At 71.0% G+C, this 19,993-nt stretch carries 15 protein-coding genes and 1 pseudogene; 12 read left to right on the top strand and 4 right to left on the bottom strand.

Annotated features, from left to right (window positions below):
- Positions 1-93 precede the first annotated feature (93 nt).
- Positions 94-1,167: a LacI family DNA-binding transcriptional regulator gene (locus LNW72_RS15595; protein ID WP_250975973.1), complete on the bottom strand. Its 1,074-nt coding sequence runs from the start codon at positions 1,165-1,167 to the stop codon at positions 94-96.
- Between the two features lie 159 nt (positions 1,168-1,326).
- Here LNW72_RS15595 and LNW72_RS15590 point away from each other — a divergent pair, with 159 nt between their 5' ends.
- From LNW72_RS15590 to LNW72_RS15580, 3 genes are read left to right on the top strand one after another with little or no spacing between them, the layout of a single operon-like run.
- Positions 1,327-2,478 (top strand): Gfo/Idh/MocA family protein, encoded by a 1,152-nt coding sequence (locus LNW72_RS15590; RefSeq protein ID WP_250975972.1) that lies wholly within the window; start codon positions 1,327-1,329, stop codon positions 2,476-2,478.
- Positions 2,475-3,641 (top strand): dihydrodipicolinate synthase family protein, encoded by a 1,167-nt coding sequence (locus LNW72_RS15585; protein ID WP_250975971.1) that lies wholly within the window; start codon positions 2,475-2,477, stop codon positions 3,639-3,641. Before LNW72_RS15590 ends, LNW72_RS15585 begins: the two co-directional genes overlap by 4 nt.
- Complete coding sequence (locus tag LNW72_RS15580; RefSeq protein WP_250975970.1) at positions 3,638-4,564, top strand: sugar phosphate isomerase/epimerase family protein; 927 nt, start codon at positions 3,638-3,640, stop codon at positions 4,562-4,564. Before LNW72_RS15585 ends, LNW72_RS15580 begins: the two co-directional genes overlap by 4 nt.
- Before the next feature lie 220 nt (positions 4,565-4,784).
- Here LNW72_RS15580 and LNW72_RS15575 read toward each other — a convergent pair whose 3' ends face one another.
- Positions 4,785-5,222, bottom strand: a complete 438-nt coding sequence (locus LNW72_RS15575; RefSeq protein WP_250975969.1) for a DUF937 domain-containing protein — start codon at positions 5,220-5,222, stop codon at positions 4,785-4,787.
- Between the two features lie 290 nt (positions 5,223-5,512).
- On the opposite strand from LNW72_RS15575, the gene LNW72_RS15570 reads away from it, so the two are divergent.
- The 4 genes from LNW72_RS15570 to LNW72_RS15555 all read left to right on the top strand — a co-directional run bounded on the left by LNW72_RS15570 (position 5,513) and on the right by LNW72_RS15555 (position 11,323).
- Entirely contained in the window at positions 5,513-7,729 is a 2,217-nt protein-coding gene (locus tag LNW72_RS15570) for an ATP-dependent RecD-like DNA helicase (RefSeq protein WP_250975968.1), read from the top strand.
- Positions 7,730-7,853: 124 nt separating this feature from the next.
- The gene (locus LNW72_RS15565) at positions 7,854-9,143 is read left to right on the top strand and encodes a citrate synthase (RefSeq protein ID WP_250975967.1); all 1,290 of its coding nucleotides are present in this window, start codon (positions 7,854-7,856) and stop codon (positions 9,141-9,143) included.
- A 452-nt stretch (positions 9,144-9,595) separates the two neighbouring features.
- Positions 9,596-10,345 (top strand): SDR family oxidoreductase, encoded by a 750-nt coding sequence (locus LNW72_RS15560; RefSeq protein WP_250975966.1) that lies wholly within the window; start codon positions 9,596-9,598, stop codon positions 10,343-10,345.
- A gap of 219 nt (positions 10,346-10,564) precedes the next feature.
- A complete protein-coding gene (locus LNW72_RS15555) occupies positions 10,565-11,323 on the top strand; it encodes a VTT domain-containing protein (protein WP_250975965.1) in 759 nt (252 codons plus the stop codon).
- Between the two features lie 43 nt (positions 11,324-11,366).
- On the opposite strand, the gene LNW72_RS15550 is transcribed toward LNW72_RS15555, so the two are convergent.
- Positions 11,367-12,011, bottom strand: coding sequence for a TetR/AcrR family transcriptional regulator (locus LNW72_RS15550; protein WP_250975964.1), 645 nt, complete (start codon positions 12,009-12,011; stop codon positions 11,367-11,369).
- Between the two features lie 117 nt (positions 12,012-12,128).
- Here LNW72_RS15550 and LNW72_RS15545 point away from each other — a divergent pair, with 117 nt between their 5' ends.
- Complete coding sequence (locus LNW72_RS15545; RefSeq protein ID WP_250975963.1) at positions 12,129-14,357, top strand: MMPL family transporter; 2,229 nt, start codon at positions 12,129-12,131, stop codon at positions 14,355-14,357.
- A gap of 67 nt (positions 14,358-14,424) precedes the next feature.
- Here the strand turns inward: LNW72_RS15545 and LNW72_RS15540 are convergent, their stop codons facing one another.
- A complete protein-coding gene (locus LNW72_RS15540) occupies positions 14,425-14,628 on the bottom strand; it encodes an AlpA family transcriptional regulator (RefSeq protein ID WP_138355080.1) in 204 nt (67 codons plus the stop codon).
- A 230-nt stretch (positions 14,629-14,858) separates the two neighbouring features.
- Here LNW72_RS15540 and LNW72_RS15535 point away from each other — a divergent pair, with 230 nt between their 5' ends.
- From LNW72_RS15535 to LNW72_RS15520, 4 genes and pseudogenes are all read left to right on the top strand, one after another.
- Complete coding sequence (locus LNW72_RS15535) at positions 14,859-15,446, top strand: helix-turn-helix domain-containing protein (RefSeq protein WP_250975962.1); 588 nt, start codon at positions 14,859-14,861, stop codon at positions 15,444-15,446.
- A gap of 110 nt (positions 15,447-15,556) precedes the next feature.
- Positions 15,557-15,778, top strand: a pseudogene (locus tag LNW72_RS15530) (ABC transporter ATP-binding protein); the annotation flags it as partial.
- A complete protein-coding gene (locus LNW72_RS15525; protein ID WP_250975961.1) occupies positions 15,778-18,324 on the top strand; it encodes an FtsX family ABC transporter permease in 2,547 nt (848 codons plus the stop codon). The pseudogene LNW72_RS15530 and the gene LNW72_RS15525, both read left to right, overlap by 1 nt.
- Positions 18,325-18,478: 154 nt before the next feature.
- Complete coding sequence (locus tag LNW72_RS15520; RefSeq protein WP_250975960.1) at positions 18,479-19,993, top strand: cellulase family glycosylhydrolase; 1,515 nt, start codon at positions 18,479-18,481, stop codon at positions 19,991-19,993.

The raw sequence follows: 19,993 nt of genomic DNA, 5'->3' as shown, positions 1-19,993 counted from the left end.
CCTCTGCGAACGCCCCTGTGAACGGCCCTGCGGAATCCCGCGACCCTCGCACGGCGGCCTTCCGGGCGTCCCGCGAACCCCTCGGCCCACGGTTCAGGCGGAGCCGGCCCGCGGCCGTGCCGTGGACGCCCGCACCATCAGCTCGGTACGGATCGTCGCGAGGCCGCCGGGCGGCGGGGCCTGGCGCCCCATGACGAGGCGGCCGGCCCGGGCGCCCGCCTCCTGCAGCGGAATCCGGACCGTCGTCAGGGCCGGCGCGGTGTCCACGCTGAACGGGAGATCGTCGAACCCCGCCACCGAGACGTCGTCCGGAATGCTCAGCCCCTGGTCGCGCACAGCCGCGCACACGCCGAGCGCGACGGTGTCGTTGGCGGCGATGACGGCGGTCAGCGCGGGTTCCCTGCGCAGGAGTTCCAGCGCCGCGTCATAGCCGGAGGAGCGGTCGTACGAGCCGTGCACCGTGAGCCGGTCGACGGCGGGACCGGTGGACGGCAGATCGTGGTCCGCCAGTGCCGCCCGGTGGCCCTCCAGCCGGTGCCGGGTGGTGGTGCGGTCGGCGGGACCCGCGACGTACCCGATCCGGCGGTGGCCGAGGGAGAGCAGGTGCTCGGTCAGCCTCCGCGCGCCGCCCCGGTTGTCGAACGCGACGGTCGCCACGGGGATCCCCGTGGCCGGCTCCAGCGGAGGCCGTCCGCACAGCACGATCCGCGTGCCGGACTCCGCGAGCCGGGCGAGCCGGGCGGCGACCGCCGCGCTGTGCTCCGCGCCCTCGACCGCGCCCCCGGTGATCACCACGCCGGCCGCACGCTGGCGTTCCAGCAAGGTGAGGTACGTGAGTTCGGCCTCGGGGGAGCCGCCGGTGTTGCAGACCACCGCGAGCTTGCCGCCGCCGGGCGCGGACGGGTCGCTGATCTCGGCCTGGACGGCGCTCGCGATCAGCCCGAAGAACGGGTCCGCGACGTCGTTGACGAGTACCCCGACCAGGTCGGAGGTGGCGGCTGCCAGACCTCTGGCCTGCCCGTTGACCACATAGTCCAGGTCTTCGACGGCCCGCTGAACGCGTTCGCGCGTGCTGCCCGCGACCGGGTAGTTGCCATTGAGGACGCGCGAGACGGTCGCGGACGACACCCCGGCGCGCGCCGCGACATCGGCGAGGGTCACTGCCATCTGCGTCCGTACCTCCTACTGGCCCGTCCCGGGACCGCACCGCCCGTTGCCGGACATGTTCTCACCTTGTCGGATCGGCCCGCTTCCGGCTAGCGTGCCAGAGAAGAAAGCGCTTGCTATCGCTTGACGGGCGGTAGCGGCCGAAGGGGAGGACCCAACGTGACACGCAGGACAGTGCGGATCGCCATGAACGGCGTCACGGGCCGCATGGGCTACCGCCAGCACCTCGTCCGCTCGATCCTGAGCCTGCGCGAGCAGGGCGGACTCGACCTCGGGGACGGCACGACGCTGTGGCCCGAGCCGGTCCTCGTCGGCCGTCGGGAGCACGCGCTGCGCGCGATGGCGGACCGGCACGGGCTGGAGCACATCTCCACCGACCTCGACGCCGTCCTGGCCGACCCGACCGTCGAGATCTACTTCGACGCGCAGGTCACCTCGGCCCGCGAGGAGTCGGTGCGCAAGGCCATCGCCGCCGGAAAGCACATCTACTGCGAGAAGCCCACCGCGACGTCCCTGGACAGCGCCCTGGAGCTGGCCCGGCTCGCCACCGCCGCCGGCGTCAAGCACGGCGTGGTCCAGGACAAGCTCTTCCTCCCCGGCCTGCTCAAGCTCAAGCGGCTCATCGACGGCGGCTTCTTCGGACAGATCCTCTCCATCCGCGGCGAGTTCGGCTACTGGGTCTTCGAGGGCGACTGGCAGAGCGCTCAGCGGCCCTCCTGGAACTACCGTTCGCAGGACGGCGGCGGCATCGTCGTCGACATGTTCCCGCACTGGGAGTACGTGCTCCACGAGCTGTTCGGACGGGTCCGCACCGTTCAGGCGCTGACCGCCACCCACATCCCGCGGCGCTGGGACGAGGACGGCAAGCCGTACGACGCGACCGCCGACGACGCCGCGTACGGCATCTTCCAGCTCGACGGCGGTGCCATCGCCCAGATCAACTCCTCCTGGACGGTGCGCGTCAACCGCGACGAACTGGTGGAGTTCCAGGTCGACGGCACGCACGGCTCGGCCGTCGCGGGCCTGCGGGACTGCCGGGTGCAGCACCGCTCCGCCACCCCCAAGCCGGTCTGGAACCCCGACCTTCCGGTCACCGAGCCCTTCCGCGACCAGTGGCAGGCAGTTCCGGACAACGCCGAGTTCACCAACGGATTCAAGAGCCAGTGGGAGCTGTTCCTGCGCCACGTCGTGCTCGGCGAGCCCTGGCAGTGGGACCTGCTGGCCGGCGCGCGCGGCGTCCAGCTCGCCGAACTGGGCCTGAAGTCGTCCGCCGAGGGCCGGCGCCTCGACGTCCCGGAGCTGTCCCTGTGAGCGGCCGGGCAGCGATCGAGCTCCCCAGCTCCACCGGGGAACTACGTTCCTATGTGCCGCGTTCCGAGCCGGTGGTCCACGCCTTGGGCGGCGAACTGCGCAGCCGGGTCGTCTACTCGGCCGCGCACGTCGTCGCCGACCCCTGGCGCAGCGCCGCCGGCGAACCGGCGGCCATCGACTGGGACGCCACCCTCGCCTTCCGCCGCCACCTGTGGTCACAGGGTCTGGGTGTCGCCGAGGCGATGGACACCGCCCAGCGCGGCATGGGTCTGGACTGGGCGGCCGCGGCCGAACTGATCCGCCGCTCCTCCGCCGAGGCCCGGGCCACCGGAGGCCGCATCGCCTGCGGCGTCGGCACGGACCAACTCGTCGCGCCCGCCCGGACGCTCACCGAGGTGGCCGCCGCCTACGAGGAGCAGCTGGCCGTCGTGGAGGAGTCCGGATCGCAGGCCGTCCTCATGGCGTCCCGCGCGCTGGCGGCCCTGGCCAGGACCCCTGACGACTACGTCGAGGTCTACGGCCACCTGCTGCGCCAGTCCGCGGAACCGGTCGTTCTGCACTGGCTCGGTCCGATGTTCGACCCCGCGCTGGCCGGCTACTGGGGCAGCGAGGACCTCGACGCGGCCACGGAGACGTTCCTGGACGTCATCGCCGCCCACCCCGACAAGGTCGACGGCATCAAGGTGTCGCTGCTCGACGCCCGGCGTGAGGTGGAACTGCGCCGCAGGCTGCCCCAGGGCGTGCGCTGCTACACCGGCGACGACTTCAACTATCCCGAGCTGATCGAGGGCGACGAGCAGGGCTTCAGCCATGCGCTGCTCGGCATCTTCGATCCGCTGGCGCCGCTCGCCGCTGCCGCCGTCCGCACCCTGGACACCGGGGACGCGGCCGGCTTCCGGGCGCTTCTCGACCCGACCGTCGCGTTGTCCCGGCACCTGTTCGGCGCTCCGACGCGCTACTACAAGACCGGTGTGGTGTTCCTGGCCTGGCTGGCGGGCCACCAGTCGCACTTCACCATGGTGGGCGGTCTGCAGTCGGCCCGCTCCCTCCCGCATCTCGCGCGCGCCTACGAACTGGCCGACGGTCTCGGCCTGTTCCCCGACCCGGCGCTGGCCGAGGCCCGGATGCGGCAACTGCTCGTCATCCACGGGGTCGCCGCATGAGCGCGGACCGTAGGACCGCCGGCAGCGGGAGCCCCGACAGCGGACGCCAGGGCCGTACGACCGCCGGCCCTGTGACCGCTGTCGGCGCGACGGCCGGTGATCTGGCGCGGCTGAGCATCAACCAGGAGACCGTCAAGCAGTGGTCGCTGCCCGAGCTGGCGGCGGGTTGCGCCGGGCTCGGAGTCCCCGGCGTGGGCCTCTGGCGCGCGCCGGTGCAGGAGTACGGCGTCGAGCGGGCCGCCCGTCTGATGCGGGAAACCGGCCTCGAGGTGACGTCCTTGTGCCGCGGCGGCTTCTTCACCGCGAGCGATCCGGTCGCCCGGCGCACGGCGATGGACGACAACCGGGCCGCGATCGACGAGGCGGCCGTCCTGGAAACCGGCACCCTGGTGCTGGTTTCGGGCGGGCTGCCATCAGGAGAGCGCGATATCGCGGCCGCACGGGAGCGGGTCGCCGACGCACTGGCCGAGCTGGCTCCGTACGCCGCCGAGCGGTCGGTGTGCCTGGCGATCGAGCCGCTGCACCCGATGTACGCGTCGGACCGCTGCGTCGTCTCCACGCTCGGCCAGGCACTGGACATCGCGGAGCGCTTCCCCGCCGAGCGGGTCGGGGTCGTCGTGGACACCTACCACCTGTGGTGGGACGACCGGGTCCCGGCGCAGATCGCCCGCGCCGGCGCGGCCGGCAGGATCGCGGCCTTCCAGCTCGCGGACTGGGTCACCCCGCTGCCCGAGGGCGTGCTGCTGGGGCGCGGTCAGCTCGGTGACGGCTGCGTTGACCTGCGCGGATTCCGTGAGCAGGTCGACGCGGCCGGGTATTCGGGCGCTGTGGAGGTGGAGATCTTCAACCCCGCCCTGTGGGCGCGGGACGGCGCCGAAGTGGTCGCGGAGATCGCCCGCCGGTACCGCGAACACGTGCTCTGAAGAATCTTCAAATTAATTCTGTCGGGCGTACAACCCTTCTGGGGGGTGGTCGGTCTTATAGGCATCAAGGTTCCCGGGAGGGGTTCGGGGAACTGAGGTAGTGATATGCGCCCGAGGGGGGCTTCGGGGGTACTGGGGGGAAACGCAAAGGGGTCCGGCTCACGCCGGACCCCTTTCGTCTGTCCGGGGACGGGTCACCGTCCCCGCGTGCTCGCAGGGCTCATCTCTTGGACCGCGCCCGCTTGGCGAGCACGGTCGCCACCACGGGGATGACGAGTTCGAGCGCCCCGGCGACGGCCGCGACCGGCAGACCGGTCTTCTTCGACACGGCTCGGGCGGTCGGCGCCGTCACCTTGCGCAGTACGGCGACCAGCATGCCGCCGCCCGCCACGGAGGCCGGTCCGCCGAGCCCGGCGAAGCCGGCGGCTCCGGCCGGCGGCTCGGGTTCTGTGGCGGCTTGTTCCAGCGCCTGGCTGAGTTCCGCGGTGCCGCCCGGGGTGACCGCGTCGTCGGTGAGGACACCGGTCAGCGAGGTGACCGAGGTCCCCACGAGCTTCCGGGCCGATTCCGGATCCGTGCCCAGCACTCCGGCGATCTCCTGGATCTGGTCGTCGCCGAGTTCGGACAGCACTTCGTTCTGCAGCGGTTGGTCGCTCATACTCCGGACGCTACGCGCGAAGGCGGTCCGGGGCCCGTGATGGTCGGCCGAACGCGTTAGGGCGGTCCGTGAGCTGTGCGGGCCTAGCGCAGGGACGCGTAGACGATGAGGTTGTCCACGGGGTGCCCGGCGGCGTCCAGGGCGCCGTCGCAGCGGGGCGCCGCGGTTGTCCACAGGCGTACCCGGAGTGTCGGGGGCAGGCGGTACCTTCGGACCAGATCGCCGACGAGCAGCAGCCGGGCAGCCGCTGGGCAGTCGCGGAGCGCCGCTGGGGGAGGGGAGGCCGGGCCATGGGGGACGCGCGACTCGCCGTGCTCGAAGCCGTCCTGGAGCGGATCACCTATGCCAATGAGGACAACGGCTACACGGTCGCGCGGGTCGACACGGGCCGCGGCGCCGGCGATCTGCTGACCGTGGTCGGCGCCCTGTTGGGCGCGCAGCCGGGCGAATCGCTGCGCATGGAGGGCCGTTGGGGCTCCCATCCGCAGTACGGCAAGCAGTTCACCGTGGAGAACTACACGACCGTCCTGCCCGCGACGATCCAGGGCATCCGCCGATACCTCGGTTCGGGGCTGATCAAGGGGATCGGGCCCAAGATCGCCGACCGGATCGTGGAGCACTTCGGCACCGAGACCCTGGACGTCATCGAGGGGGCACCGAAACGGCTGATCGAAGTGCCGGGGCTCGGGCCGAAGCGGACCAGGATGATCGCAGTCGCCTGGGAGGAGCAGAAGGCGATCAAGGAGGTGATGGTCTTCCTCCAGGGAGTGGGGGTGTCCACGTCCATCGCGGTGCGCATCTACAAGAACTACGGGGACGCGTCGATCTCCGTGGTGAAGAACCAGCCCTACCGGCTGGCCGCCGATGTGTGGGGCATCGGATTCCTGACCGCCGACCGGATCGCCCAGGCGGTGGGGATACCCCATGACAGCCCGGAGCGGGTGAAGGCAGGGCTCCAGTACGCGCTGTCGCAGGCCACCGACAGCGGGAACTGCTTCCTGCCCGAGGAACAGCTGCTCTCCGACTCCGTGAAGCTGCTGCAGGTGGACGCCGGACTGGTGATCGACTGCCTCGCGGAACTGGTGGGCGAGGAGGGCGTGGTCCGGGAGTCCGTGCCGGATCCGGAGGGCGGCGATCCGGTGCGGGCCGTGTACCTGGTGCCGTTCCACCGGGCGGAGATCTCGCTGGCCGGCCAGCTGCTCAGGCTGCTGCGCGGGCCGGAGGACCGGATGCCGCTGTTCCAGGACGTCCAGTGGGACAAGGCCCTGTCCTGGCTGGCCGGCCGCACGGGCGCGGATCTGGCGCCCGAGCAGCAGCAGGCGGTGCGGCTGGCGCTGACCGAAAGGGTCGCGGTGCTCACCGGCGGCCCCGGCTGCGGCAAGTCGTTCACCGTGCGTTCCGTGGTGACTCTGGCGCAGGCGAAGAAGGCCAAAGTAGTGCTGGCCGCGCCGACCGGCCGCGCCGCCAAACGGCTGGCTGAGCTGACGGGCATGGAGGCGTCGACCGTGCACCGGCTGCTGGAGCTCAAGCCCGGCGGTGACGCGGCCTACGACAAGGACCGGCCGCTGGACGCGGACCTGGTGGTCGTGGACGAGGCCTCGATGCTGGACCTGCTGCTGGCGAACAAGCTGGCCAAGGCGGTGCCGCCGGGCGCGCACCTGTTGTTCGTCGGGGATGTGGACCAGCTGCCGAGCGTCGGCGCGGGCGAGGTGCTGCGGGATCTGCTGGCCCCGGGCAGCCCGGTCCCGGCGGTGCGGCTCACCCGGATCTTCCGCCAGGCCCAGCAGTCCGGTGTGGTGACCAACGCCCACCGGATCAATTCGGGAGTCCCGCCGATCACCCAGGGGCTGCCCGACTTCTTCCTCTTCCCGGAAGAGGACACCGAGGAGACGGGGCGGTTGACGGTGGAGGTGGCGGCCCGGCGGATCCCTGCCAAGTTCGGCCTCGACCCGCGCCGCGACATCCAGGTGCTCGCGCCCATGCACCGGGGCCCGGCCGGCGCCGGCGCGCTGAACGGCCTCCTCCAGCAGGCCATCACCCCGGCCCGGCCGGATGTCCCGGAGCGCAGGTTCGGCGGCCGGACGTTCCGCGTCGGCGACAAGGTCACCCAGATCCGCAACAACTACGAGAAGGGGGAGAACGGCGTCTTCAACGGCACGGTCGGGGTGGTCACCGCGCTCGACACCGTGGAACAGAAGCTCACCGTGCTCACGGATGAGGACGAAGAGATTCCGTACGACTTCGACGAGCTGGACGAGCTGTCCCACGCGTACGCCGTGACGATCCACCGCTCCCAGGGCAGCGAGTACCCGGCCGTGGTGATCCCGGTCACCACGGGGGCATGGATGATGTTGCAGCGGAACCTGTTGTATACGGCTGTTACCAGGGCGAAACGCCTGGTGGTTCTGGTCGGGTCGCGCAAGGCGATAGCCCAGGCGGTACGCACCGTCTCGGCCGGTCGGCGCTTCACCGCCCTCGATCACCGGCTCGCTCAGGGCGCGAAATAGGCACTCCGTGCCATGTTTCGGCCCTATGGCCGACCCCGAGTGCACGCGCCAGTGCCAAATGGGGGACAGTGGACCTAGTCAGGGCACCTCGAAGAAGAGGCAAAACCGTCGGTGAGGGAATGACGTGAGCGACAACTCTGTAGTACTGCGGTACGGGGACAGCGAGCACAGCTACCCGGTGGTCGACAGCACTGTCGGCGACAAGGGCTTCGACATCGGCAAGCTGCGCGCCGACACCGGTCTGGTCACCCTGGACAGCGGATACGGCAACACCGCGGCCTACAAGTCCGCGATCACTTTCCTTGACGGTGAAGAGGGCATCCTTCGCTACCGCGGTTACCCCATCGAACAGCTGGCCGAACGTGGCAGCTTTATCGAGACCGCGTATCTGTTGATCAACGGTGAGCTCCCGACCGTCGATGAACTTTCCACCTTCAAGGGTGAAATTACTCAGCACACGCTGCTGCACGAGGACGTCAAACGGTTCTACGACGGCTTCCCGCGCGACGCCCACCCGATGGCGATGCTGTCGTCCGTGGTCAGCGCGCTGTCGACGTTCTACCAGGACAGCCACAACCCGTTCGACCCGGAGCAGCGCCACCTGTCCACGATCCGGCTGCTCGCCAAGCTGCCGACGATCGCGGCCTACGCGTTCAAGAAGTCCGTCGGCCAGCCGGTGGTCTACCCGCGCAACGATCTCGGCTACGTCGAGAACTTCCTGCGCATGACCTTCTCGGTTCCGGCCGAGGAGTACAAGCTCAACCCGGTCGTGGTGGGTGCGCTCGACAAGCTCCTGATCCTGCACGCGGACCACGAGCAGAACTGTTCGACCTCGACGGTCCGGCTGGTCGGCTCCTCGCAGGCGAACCAGTTCGCCTCGATCTCGGCCGGCATCAGCGCCCTGTGGGGCCCGCTGCACGGCGGCGCCAACCAGTCGGTGCTGGAGATGCTCGAGGGCATCAAGAACGACGGCGGCGACGTCGACGCCTTCATCCGCAAGGTGAAGAACAAGGAAGACGGCGTGAAGCTCATGGGCTTCGGGCACCGCGTCTACAAGAACTTCGACCCCCGGGCGAAGATCATCAAGGCCGCGGCGCACGACGTCCTCTCGGCTCTCGGCAAGTCCGACGAGCTGCTGGACATCGCGCTCAAGCTCGAGGAGCACGCGCTCAGCGACGACTACTTCGTCTCGCGCAAGCTCTACCCGAACGTGGACTTCTACACGGGTCTGATCTACCGGGCCATGGGCTTCCCGACCACCATGTTCACGGTGCTCTTCGCGCTCGGCCGGCTTCCCGGCTGGATCGCGCAGTGGCACGAGATGATCAAGGAGCCCGGATCCCGTATCGGCCGCCCGCGGCAGATCTACACGGGCGTCGAGCTGCGGGACTACCTTCCGGTCGAGTCCCGCTGACCGCAGGCCACAGGCGGCGCGGCAAGCGGCGGTGCATACCGCCGCCGACGCCGCGGCGCACAGTTCGCGGAGCATGAAGAAGCGCCCCGCGCTAGATCCCCCCACGGGTCCGGCGCGGGGCGCTCCCGTCCCCCGGATCGGATCCCCCCACGGGTCCGTACCGGGTGCTGGGTGACGCGCTATGCCGGGACGAGAAAGTCCGAGAGGGCCGCTCAAGCTCTCCGGGCACTTTCGCCCCGGCGACGCGATTGGGCCGTCCCCCAAGACGACCCGCTCTTTCATCCCACCAACGCTCCCCGGGAGCGTGGTGTTCCCCTCCATAGACCCACGAGTGGCGGTAATGGTTACGTTCCATTCGGTGTGATCTACGTCTCTTTCCGGACGCCCGCCCCACTCGCAGACCGAAACGGTCCATCCCGTAGCGTGCTGTCACTTCTCGAGGGGCGGAGCGCATGGCACAGAACGAGGCAGTGGGCCGGAACATCGTGGTGACCGGCGGCGGTACGGGCATCGGCCGTGCCATCGCGACCCGGCTCGCCGGGTCGGGGGACCGGGTCACGATCGTCGGGCGCCGCCGGGACGTGCTCCGGGCCACCGCCGAGGAGCTGCGCGGCGAGCACGGTCTCGACGTCACCCCTGTCGACTGCGACCTCGCCGATCCCGACGAGGTGGAGACGGCGCTCACCCGGCTTCCGGACCGGGTCGACGTGCTCGTGAACAACGCCGGCAGCCGGGAGCCGGCGACCGGGCCGGGGCCGCACGGAGTGCGGGCCCGCTGGCGCGGGGACTTCGAACGCAATGTGCTCACCGCGGTGCTGCTGACCGAGTCACTGCGCGACCGGCTCACCACGGACGGCGGCCGGGTGATCACCGTGACCTCGGTCGCGGCGTTGCGCGGCGGCGGCTCGTACGGCGCCTCCAAGGCCGCCCTGCACGCCTGGAACCACTCGCTGGCGGCCCAGCTGGGCCCGCAGGGCGTCACCTGCAACATCGTCGCCCCGGGGACCGTCGCCGGCACCGAGTTCTTCGGCGCCCGGCTCGATGACGCGGAGCTGACGCGCCGGGCCGGCCGTACCCTCGTCGGCCGGGTCGGCAGGCCCGCCGATGTGGCGGCCGCCGTGGTGTTCCTCGCCTCGCCCGAGGCGGCCTTCATCACGGGCGAGATCCTGCAGTGCAACGGTGGCGAGCTGCTCGGCCGGTAGAACGCGCATGGCCGGTGGGCAGGGCCCGAACGGTGCCCCGCGGTACTCCGGGCCCGCCCGATCCCCGGGTCTGCGACCACAGGTGGACCCGGACCGGTCCCTGAGGATGACCTGTTCCTGGCAATCCCCTGGGAATCCCCCCATCGGGACGAAACTCTCTTGCAGCGCTCCAGTCGCCCCTGCCAGCTTGGGGATACGGGAGGGAAGAGGGGCAGCCTCATGGACGTTGGACACTTCGTGTCGTCACTCGACTTCACCGCCGGTCTCGTCGAGCACCTGCGGGGTGGAAACGTTGTGTGGGCGTACGCGCTGCTGGCCGCCACCACGCTGCCGCCGCTCGTGCCCAACGCGGTGCTGCTCGTCACCGGCGGAGTACTGGCCGCCCAGGGCCGGCTGGACCTCACTCTCGTCCTCGTGGTCGTCGCGCTGAGCGCGCTGGCCGGGGACATGCTGATCCACCGCACCGGCCGGGCGGTGAGCGGCCGCGTCGTATCCCGTATCCACCGCAGGCCGCGCCAGGCCGCCCTCTTGCGATGGGCCGTGCTGCGCATACAGCGGCATGGGGTGCCCTTCGTCATCGCGGTGCGCTTCCTCCCGAGCGGACGCCTGATCGGCGGACTCGCCGCGGGCGTGGTCCGCTATCCGGCACGCCGGTACCTGGCCGGAGCGGGGGTGGCCGAGGCGGTGTGGGCCACGTACTCCGTCGGCGTCGGCTACTTCAGCGGCCGCGCGGCCTCCAACTCCCTGTACGCCGTCGGTCTCGGCCTCGGCGTCTCCCTGCTGGTGGCGGCCGTGGGAGTGCTGGCCCAGTGGGCCTCCAGGACCCGGGAGCGCCGCCAGGTGCCGATGGCCGTTCCCGCGGCCCTTCCGGCCGGTTTCCCGGCCACCCCGGCCCCGGCGCTCGTTCCGGCTTCGGCCGCCAGACCGGAGAGCGTCCTGGACAAGGATTTCTGCGAGTCCGCCGGGCGGGGCCTCTAGCCGCGCTGGAGCCGGCCGCCCCTGCTTCCGTGCCCGTTACGGCTCAGTGGTGGCCGAGCGGTGGGCGGGACTCGGTGCCGACGTACGGGGCCAGATAGCGGTAGAGCAGGCCCTTCAACTCGTTGATGTACGCGTCCTGTTCCGCGCCCTCCTGCGCGACGACGAGCTCCAGCCCCGTCTTGAACATGGCGAACGCGATCTCGGCGATGCGGGCGCGGTCCGCGGCCGAGAGCAGCGGCGCGCGCAGCTCGATCAGCCGGTCGACGCGTTCCAGCAGCGAGGCGTGCAGCTGATCGTGCTCGTCGGTGACCTTGCCCGGCGTGTCGGGTCCCTTGATCAGGGCGAGGAAGGCCGGGTTGGCGCAGTTGAAGTCGATGAACGGGTCGACGATCCGGTCGATCATCTCGGAGAGCGGCAGCGCGGCGTTCTCCGGAGTGAAGACCAGGCCGTGGGCCTGCTGCATCTGCTGGATGAGCCGGCCGCCGAGTTCGACCGCGATGGCTTCCTTGTTGGGGAAGAACTGGTAGAGCGTGCCCGGGGAGACGCCTGCCTCGCGCGCGATGGCGTTCGTGCTCGCCGCCCGGTAGCCGGACGTGCAGAACACGCTCGCGGCCGCTTCCAGCAGCTGCGTCACCCTGCGCTCGCCGCGCGCCTGGCGACGGCGCGGCTTCTCCTCCACCTCGGACACGTGTAGGCCCCAATCATGATTGACAAACACGAGTGGTCGCTCGCATTCTTGAAAACGCGAGTGGCTGCTCGTGTTTTTCATTCTATGCTCGTTCTACGGGGAGGGGACACCTCAGTGATGCCCGATGTCAACCGCGAGCACGCCGTCGGGGGCTGGACCCGGGCGGTCACCGCCCGGCCCAGGCTGACGCTGCTGCTCGCGCTGCTCTTCACCGCCCTCGCCGTGGTCGCCGGCAGCGGTGTGGCGGACCGGCTGAGCGGCGGCGGGTGGGAGGCTCCTGACTCGGAGTCGTCCTACGCGACCAAGGCGCTGGAGGAGCACTTCCCCGCCTCGCAACCCAATCTCGTCCTGCTGGTGGACAGCCGTGGAGCGGGCGTCGACAGCCCGCAGGTGGCCGCCGCCGGACGCGACCTGGCCCGCAGACTGGCAGCCGACCCCTCCATCGCCGGTGTCACCTCGTACTGGGCCACCGGAGCCCCCGAGCTGCGGGCCAAGGACCGTGGTGAAGCCATGATCGCGGCCCGGATCGTGGGCGGCGACGATGCGGTGGGCGCCGCCGTCGAGCGCATAGCGCCCGCCTACCGGGGCGTTCAGGGGGCGGTGGACGTGCGGATCGGCGGAGTGGCCGCGGTCCGGCACGAGCTGCAGAGCACCATCGAGGAGGACCTGCTGCGCGCCGAGATGATCGCGCTGCCGGTCACGCTCGTGCTGCTGGTGATGGTCTTCGGCAGCGCGGTGGCCGCCCTGCTGCCCCTCGGCGTGGGCATCATCGCGATCCTGGGGACCAACGCGGTGCTGCGCCTCATCACGTCCTTCACCGATGTCTCCCTCTTCGCCCAGAGCCTGACCACGGTGCTCGGGCTGGGACTGGGGATCGACTACGCGCTGTTCATCGTGCGCCGCTTCCGCGAGGAACTGGCGGACCGGGACGACCCTTTGGGGGCGGTGGGTGCGACGCTGCGTACCGCCGGCCGTACGGTGCTGTTCTCGGCGCTCACGGTCGCCGCCGCGCTCGCGGCGATGCTGGTCTTCCCGCAGTACTTCCTGCGCTCCTTCGCCTACGCCGGTATCGCGGTGGTGCTGCTGGCGGCCGGTGCCGCACTGATCGTGCTGCCCGCCGCACTGGTGCTGCTCGGGCACCGGGTCAACGCACTGGATCTGCGCAGGCTGTGGCGGCGTCGGGTCTCCGCCGCGGAGCCGCGCGAGCCCGGAGCCGGATACGCGGCGCTCGCCCGGCTGGTGATGCGGCGTGCTCCGCTCTTCGCCATAGGTGCCACCGCGGGCCTGCTACTGCTCGGACTGCCCTTCCTGCAGATCCAGTTCGGCACGGCCGACGATCGGCAGCTCCCGGCCGGCGCCGAGTCGCACGCCGTCCAGCAGCACCTACGCGACGCGTTCCCCGGCACTCCGGGCGGCGGCATCACGGTGCTCGCCGAGGGAAGCCCCGGTCAGGACGCGCTCGCCGGGTACAAGGCGAAGCTGGCCGCGCTGCCCGGAGTCGTCACGGTCGACGGTCCCTACGCCGCCCCTTCCGGCGGCCCGGCGTACCTCACCGTGCTGCCCCGGACCGAGGCCGTGGACGTGGCCACCCAGGACCTGGTGGGCGAGATCCGAGCGGTGGACGCCCCGTTCAGGACCTCGGCCACCGGCCAGGCCGCCGTTCTGGTCGATGCGCAGAAGGCCATCGCCGACCGCTTGCCCTGGGCGGTCGGAATGATCGCCGTCGTGACCCTCCTTCTGGTGTTCCTGCTGACCGGGAGCGTGGTGATACCGCTCCAGGCGGTGCTGCTCAACGCGCTGAGCCTGACCGCGATGTTCGGGGCGGTGGTCTGGGTGTTCCAGGACGGACATCTGTCCGGGCTGCTGGGGTTCACCGCGACCGGCAGCATCGAGACCACCCTCCCGGTGTTGATGTTCTGCCTGGCCTTCGGCCTGTCCATGGACTACGGGGTCTTCCTGCTGTCGCGTATCAAGGAGGAGTACGACCGCAGCGGTGACCATGAGGGAGCGATCGTCTTCGGCGTGCGGCGTACTGGCGGACTCATCACCGCGGCCGCGGTGATCCTCGCGGTCGTCATGGTGGCCATCGGTACCTCACGGGTGGCCAACACCAAGATGCTCGGCCTCGGTATCGCCCTGGCCGTCCTGATGGACGCCATGGTGGTCCGCACCCTGCTCGTCCCGGCCGTCATGCGGCTGACCGGTAAGGCCACGTGGTGGGCGCCGCCCGCGCTGCGCCGGTTCCACGACCGGTTCGGCATAAGCGAGGGCGGCGGGGGAGTGGCGCCGGAGGCGGCTCGTGCCCCGCAGCGTGATCATGAGCGGGACCCCGAGCCGGTCCGGTAGTCGTTCGCCGGTCAGGATCCGGTCGTTGTGGGTGGCGGTCGGAGTCCCGGCGGCCCGGGTACGGGTGTCAGTCGGGATCCCGGCGGCCCCGGTTGCCGGGCCGCCGGGCACTCCAAGCTCGAATGGTGTCGGCATACCAGAAGGGTTTGCCGCTCTCCACGACGTCCGGAGCGGGCAGGTGCCCGTGCTTGCGATACGAGCGCACGGTATCGACCTGGACCCGGATATGTGCGGCGATCTCTGCGTACGACCACAGGGTTCGGTCGGTCATGTCACGCACCTCCCTACGGTGGGGTGGCTGTTGATCAGTAACCCTTGTCCTGTGAACGACATGCACTGACAGCCGCATGGGCCTGTTGATCGTTTGTGACACGGAACCCGCGTAACAGTGACAAACGTGGCAGATAGGTGACGATCAGCACCAGGGTGGGGCTAACCCCCGTACTGATTCGCGGGGCGTCGCCAGTGCACAAGTGAGTGTGCACAAATCATTGTGTACTCATGCCGAAGCAACGACGCATCAAGGAGATCGGCGATCTCGGGGCGCTCAAGGCGCTCGCGCACCCACGCCGCCAGCAGATCCTCGAACATCTGGCGCTGCACGGGCCGGCCACCTCGGCGACCCTCGCCCGCGCCCTGGACCTGAACACCGGAGCCACCAGCTACCACCTGCGGGAGCTGGACCGGCACGGCTTCGTCGAGGAGGCCGAAGGGACGGGACGGGGGCGCGAACGCTGGTGGCGGGCCGCGCCCGCGGACCTGCGCTTCCCGCAGCGCTCCGAGCAGAGCGACGAGATGCGGCCGGTCGTCGACGAGATGAACCGTCTCGCGTTCGCCGCCGACCTCGTGCTCTTCGAGCGGTCCCAGCGCGAGATCGAGGGCGGGTGGGCGGACGGCCAGCCGTACTCCCGGGGCTCCATCCAGGTGACCCTCCCCGAACTGCGCGAGTTCTTCGAGGAGTACATCGCCCTGGTCAACCGGTACAAGCGAGCCGACGACGCACTGCCGGAGGGCGCGCGAAACGTGCTCACCCGGTTCCTCGCCTTCCCGGCACCGGCCGACGACACCACGAACGGGGATCCGTCATGAACACGCTTGCCATGAACGCGCTTGCCGTGGACACCGACCGCATCGCGCTCGCGCCGGCCGTACGACTGGCGGCCGTCACCAAGACCTACGGCCGGGGTCCCCGGGCGGTGCGCGCCCTGGACACGGTCACCGCCAAGGAGATCCTCGGCCTCCTGCGCGGCTGTGTGGACGACACCGGCCAGACCGTCGTCATGGTCCCCCACGATCCCGTCGCCGCTTCGTACGCCGACACCGTGCTCTACCTCACCGACGGACGCATCGCGGGCCGTGACGACGAGCCCACCGCCGACCGGGTGGCCGAGCGCATGACGCACCTGGGGGCGTGGTCCTGATGCTGCACTACGCACTGCAGACCCTGCGGGCCCGCAAGGGCGGCTTCGCGGGAGCCTTTCTCGCCCTGTTCTGTGCCGCGGCGCTCGTCACCGCGTGCGGGGTGCTGCTGGAGACCGGCCTCCGGGGCGAGATCGCGACCGAGCGGTACGCGGCCGCACCGATCGTCGTCGGAGCCGACCAGAGCGTGCACCAGACGACCGTCAAGGAGAAGAAGGGCAAGACCAAGGTCAAGAACAAGGCCAAACCGCTCGCCGAACGGGTCTGGCTGCCGGACACCACCGTGCGGACCGTCCGCCAGGTGCCAGGAGTGCGGGCCGCAGTCCCCGAAGTCACCTTCCCCGCCTACGCGGTGGGCCCGGGCGCGGACCGGAGCGGTCCGCTGAGCGGAAAGCCGTCCTTCGGCCACGACTGGACCTCCGCCGTACTCACGCCCTTCACCCTCGCCGAGGGCCGTGCCCCGCAGGCGGACGGCGATCTCGTCGTCGATCGCGAACTCGCCGTGTGGCTGGGCCTGAAGCCGGGCAGCAGTGTCACCGTCCAGTCCACCCGGGCCCCGCGCAGCTATCGCGTCACCGGCATCGCGGCTGCCCAGGACGGTGATCTGCGACAGCAGACCTCGCTGTTCTTCACCACCGCCGAGGCCGGACGGCTGGCCGGTCACCCCGGGCAGATCACCGCGATCGGGGTCCTGCCGGAACCCGGCGCGGACACCGGAGCCCTCGCCACGAACCTCGCCGCCGCCCTGCGGGGCACGAAGGCCCAGGTGCACACCGGAGCCGACCGCGGACCGGTGGAGTTCCCCGACGCGGCCATGGCCAGGATCAAACTGGTCAGCATGGGTGGCGCGATCGGCGGCACCTCACTCCTCGTTGCGGTCCTCGTGGTCGTCGGCACCTTCACGCTGACCATCCAGCAGCGCTACCGGGAGATAGCCCTGCTGCGCGCCATCGCCGCCACCCCGAAGCAGATCCGCCAGCTGATCGGCAGGGAGGCGCTGCTGGTGGGCCTCGCGGCGGGCGCTCTCGGCTCCCTCGCGGGCCTGCCGGTCGCGTACTGGCTGCACGCCGAGTTCGTCGGCTTCGGCGCCGTGCCGGACACGCTGGGGATCGCCTGGAGCCCCTTCCCGATGTTCGCGGCCGTGGGTGCCGCGCTGCTCGGCGGCTGGTCCGCGGCCCGGATATCCGCCCGCAGGGCGGCCAGGATCCGGCCCGCCGAGGCGCTCTCCGAAGCCGCCATGGAGACCCGCACGTCCCCCTGGGGCCGGCTGCTGGCCGGCGGGCTGTTCCTCGCGGGCGGCATCGTCCTGCTCGTCGTGCTCAGCGGTCTGCGTACCGAACCCGCGTCCACGCCGGTCACCTTCCTGACCGTGGTGGTCCTCGCCGTCGCGGTCTCCCTGCTCGGGCCGCTGCTGGCCCGGATCGCCGCCGCGGTACTGGCCGTTCCGCTCCGCGCCTTCCGTATCGGCGGCCACCTCGCCGCCGCCAACGTCCGTACCAACTCCAAGCGCCTCTCGGCGGCCGTCACCCCGCTCGCGCTGCTCGTCGGGATGACCTGCACCGTGATCTTCGTGCAGACGACGATGGGTCATGCCGCCCAGCAGCAGGCCTCGGCCGGCAACCGCGCCCAGTGGGTGCTCGGCGCCGCCGCGCCCGGTGTGCCCGGCGAAGCCGCCGCGGCGGTGCGCCAGGTCCCCGGCGTCACCGCGGTCACCGAGGTCGTACGGACCAGCGTCCGGGTCGGCCTCTCGAAGTACACGGCGCAGGGCGTGACCCCCGCCGGACTGACGACGACCTGGGATCCCGACGTCACCCAGGGCACGCTCCAGGGATTCGGCGACGGCGACATGGCGCTCAGCGAGGTGGCCGCCGACGGGCTGGGGGTCCGGCCGGGCAGCACCGTACGGCTCACCCTCGGCGACGGAACTCCCGTCGCTCTCAAGGTGACGGCCGTCTACGCCCGCGGCCTCGGCTTCGGCGACCTGACGATGCCCCACGACCTGGTGGCACGACATGTCGACAATCCGCTCGCATCGGCCGTCCTCGTCGCCACCGACGGTCGCGCGGACCGTGCGGCGCTCGGCGCGGCGGTCAAGGACTTCCCGGGTGTCACCGTCCTCGACCACGCTCAGGCGGGAGCGGTCCAGGCCGAGGTCCAGCAGTCCAACGCCGAGGTCAACTACCTCGCGATGGGCCTGGTGCTCGCCTTCACCGCGATCGCGGTCGTCAACACCCTCGCGATGTCCACCGCCGACCGGTCCAGGGAGTTCGCGCTGCTGCGGCTCGTGGGCACCACCCGCCGGCAGGTGCTGCGGATGCTGCGGCTGGAGGCGTTGACGGTCGTGCTCGTCGGGGCGGTGCTCGGCACCGCGATAGCCCTGGCCACCCTGACCGCGTTCAGCCTCGGCATGACGGGAGCGGCGGCGCCGCGGCTCGACCCTGCCGGATACCTGCTGACCGTGGCCCTGGCGGCGGGTCTCGCCCTGCTCGCCACCGCCCTCCCGGCCCGGCTCGCGCTGCGGGTCCGGCCCGCCGAGGCGATCGGCTGACCACGAAGAAGTCCCGGAAGAAGTCCCGGAAGGAGTGCGGAAAGAATCCGGGAACAAGTCCGGGAAGAAGTCCGGTTCGAACACTTGCCCCTGTGATTGCTACCGGACAGTATCGGCAGCCATCCGTACGGAGCCCGAGCCTGAGAGGTGGGCCATGCGCCTGCGCCGTACCGCTACCGCACTCGCCGTCAGCGCCGCCCTCCTGGGCGCCGGAAGCCTCCCCGCCACCGCTCAGACCGGCCAGAGCCACCGTGCCGCCCAGAGCCACCGGGCGGCCCCGGTTGCCGCTGCTCCCCACCGGGCGGCGGCGAGCGCGGCGGCCGGCACCGTCACCACCCCCGACGGCCTGACCTATCTCGCCGACCGTCAGGGCCGCGCCCTCCAGTTGCACGGCCTCAACCTCGGCAAGACCGACACCGTCACCGAGGCCGGTATCGCCGAACTGGCCGCGAGCGGCTTCAATCTTGTACGGCTTAACATCCAGTGGCAGAAGGTCGAACCGCGGCGCGGCCACTACGACACCGGCTATCTGCGCTACCTCGGCCGGGTCATGGACTGGGCGGACCGGTACGGCGTCCTGGTCCTCGTCGACTGGCACCAGGACGTCTTCGGACCGGCCTTCGGCTTCAACGGCGTCCCCGCCTGGGCCACCCGCACCGATGGCATCCCCTACGAACCGCTGCCCGGCGACGACTGGTTCGCCAACTACTTCCAGCCGGCGGTCGGTGCGGCCTTCCGGCACCTCTACGACGACGCCGACCTGCGGGCCGCCCAGGCCGCCGCGTACACCAAGGTCGCCGCGACGCTGCGCGGCCACCGGTCCCTGCTGGGCTACGACCTGTTCAACGAGCCGTTCGGCCCCTTCACCGGCGACCCCACCGACCCGGCCACCCAGATCGAGAACTCCGCCGCAATGGAACGGGGCCGGCTCGCCGGCCTGTACCGGCGGCTGATCGCCGCCGTCCGCACGGCCGACCAGGACGCCTGGCTGTTCGTCGAGCCCACGGTCCTCATCGGCCAGGGCGTCCCCACTCAACTGCCCGGCTTCAGCGACCCACGACACGGCTCCGACCGCATCGGCTACGCCCCGCACTACTACGACACCGCCGTGGAGAACGGCGCCGACTGGGATCCCGCCGACGGGTTCATCGAAGCCTACGAAGCCGTCATCCGCGCCTACCCGGCCGCCCACAGGATGCCGGTCCTGGTCGGCGAATGGGGTCCCGCGAAGGCCACCGGCAGTGGCAACGCCGAGCTGATACGCCGCCAAACGGCGTCCATGCGCGGCTTCGCCACGGGCTGGGCCCTGTGGTACGACTGCCACGCCGCCGAAGGCGGTGGCTACTGCGCCTACGACGCCGACGGCCGACCCGCGCCCGGCAAGGAGCCGGTGTTCGCCGCCTATGCGCCGGCGATCGCCGGGACGCCCGGCGCGGAGTCCTACGACCCCGCCACCCACACGTACACCCTCGCCCTGACCACCACCGCGGTCTCGCGGCGCGCCTGGACGGAACTGCGGCTGCCCGCCACCGCGTTCCCGCGCGGCGCCAGGGTGTCCGTCACCGGCGCCCGCGGCGCCCTCGTCCAGCAGGCCCCGGGCGAGGCGCGGATCCTGCTCCCGGCGACCCCGCCGGGGAGGCACGTGACGCTGACGGTCACGGCCCGCTAG

The organism is Streptomyces sp. RKAG293, from assembly GCF_023701745.1.
Taxonomy (GTDB): domain Bacteria; phylum Actinomycetota; class Actinomycetes; order Streptomycetales; family Streptomycetaceae; genus Actinacidiphila.
This window is presented reverse-complemented; position numbering and strand designations above follow the sequence as displayed.

Bases quoted from the DNA above. Each gene is read 5' to 3' on its own strand.
- LNW72_RS15540 (WP_138355080.1), bottom strand. From the start codon at position 14,628: ATGACCGACCGAACCCTGTGGTCGTACGCAGAGATCGCCGCACATATC.
- LNW72_RS15535 (WP_250975962.1), top strand. From the start codon at position 14,859: ATGCCGAAGCAACGACGCATCAAGGAGATCGGCGATCTCGGGGCGCTC.
- LNW72_RS15575 (WP_250975969.1), bottom strand. From the start codon at position 5,222: ATGAGCGACCAACCGCTGCAGAACGAAGTGCTGTCCGAACTCGGCGAC.
- LNW72_RS15595 (WP_250975973.1), bottom strand. From the start codon at position 1,167: ATGGCAGTGACCCTCGCCGATGTCGCGGCGCGCGCCGGGGTGTCGTCC.
- LNW72_RS15525 (WP_250975961.1), top strand. From the start codon at position 15,778: ATGCTGCACTACGCACTGCAGACCCTGCGGGCCCGCAAGGGCGGCTTC.
- LNW72_RS15520 (WP_250975960.1), top strand. From the start codon at position 18,479: ATGCGCCTGCGCCGTACCGCTACCGCACTCGCCGTCAGCGCCGCCCTC.
- LNW72_RS15560 (WP_250975966.1), top strand. From the start codon at position 9,596: ATGGCACAGAACGAGGCAGTGGGCCGGAACATCGTGGTGACCGGCGGC.
- LNW72_RS15545 (WP_250975963.1), top strand. From the start codon at position 12,129: ATGCCCGATGTCAACCGCGAGCACGCCGTCGGGGGCTGGACCCGGGCG.
- LNW72_RS15580 (WP_250975970.1), top strand. From the start codon at position 3,638: ATGAGCGCGGACCGTAGGACCGCCGGCAGCGGGAGCCCCGACAGCGGA.
- LNW72_RS15555 (WP_250975965.1), top strand. From the start codon at position 10,565: ATGGACGTTGGACACTTCGTGTCGTCACTCGACTTCACCGCCGGTCTC.
- LNW72_RS15570 (WP_250975968.1), top strand. From the start codon at position 5,513: ATGGGGGACGCGCGACTCGCCGTGCTCGAAGCCGTCCTGGAGCGGATC.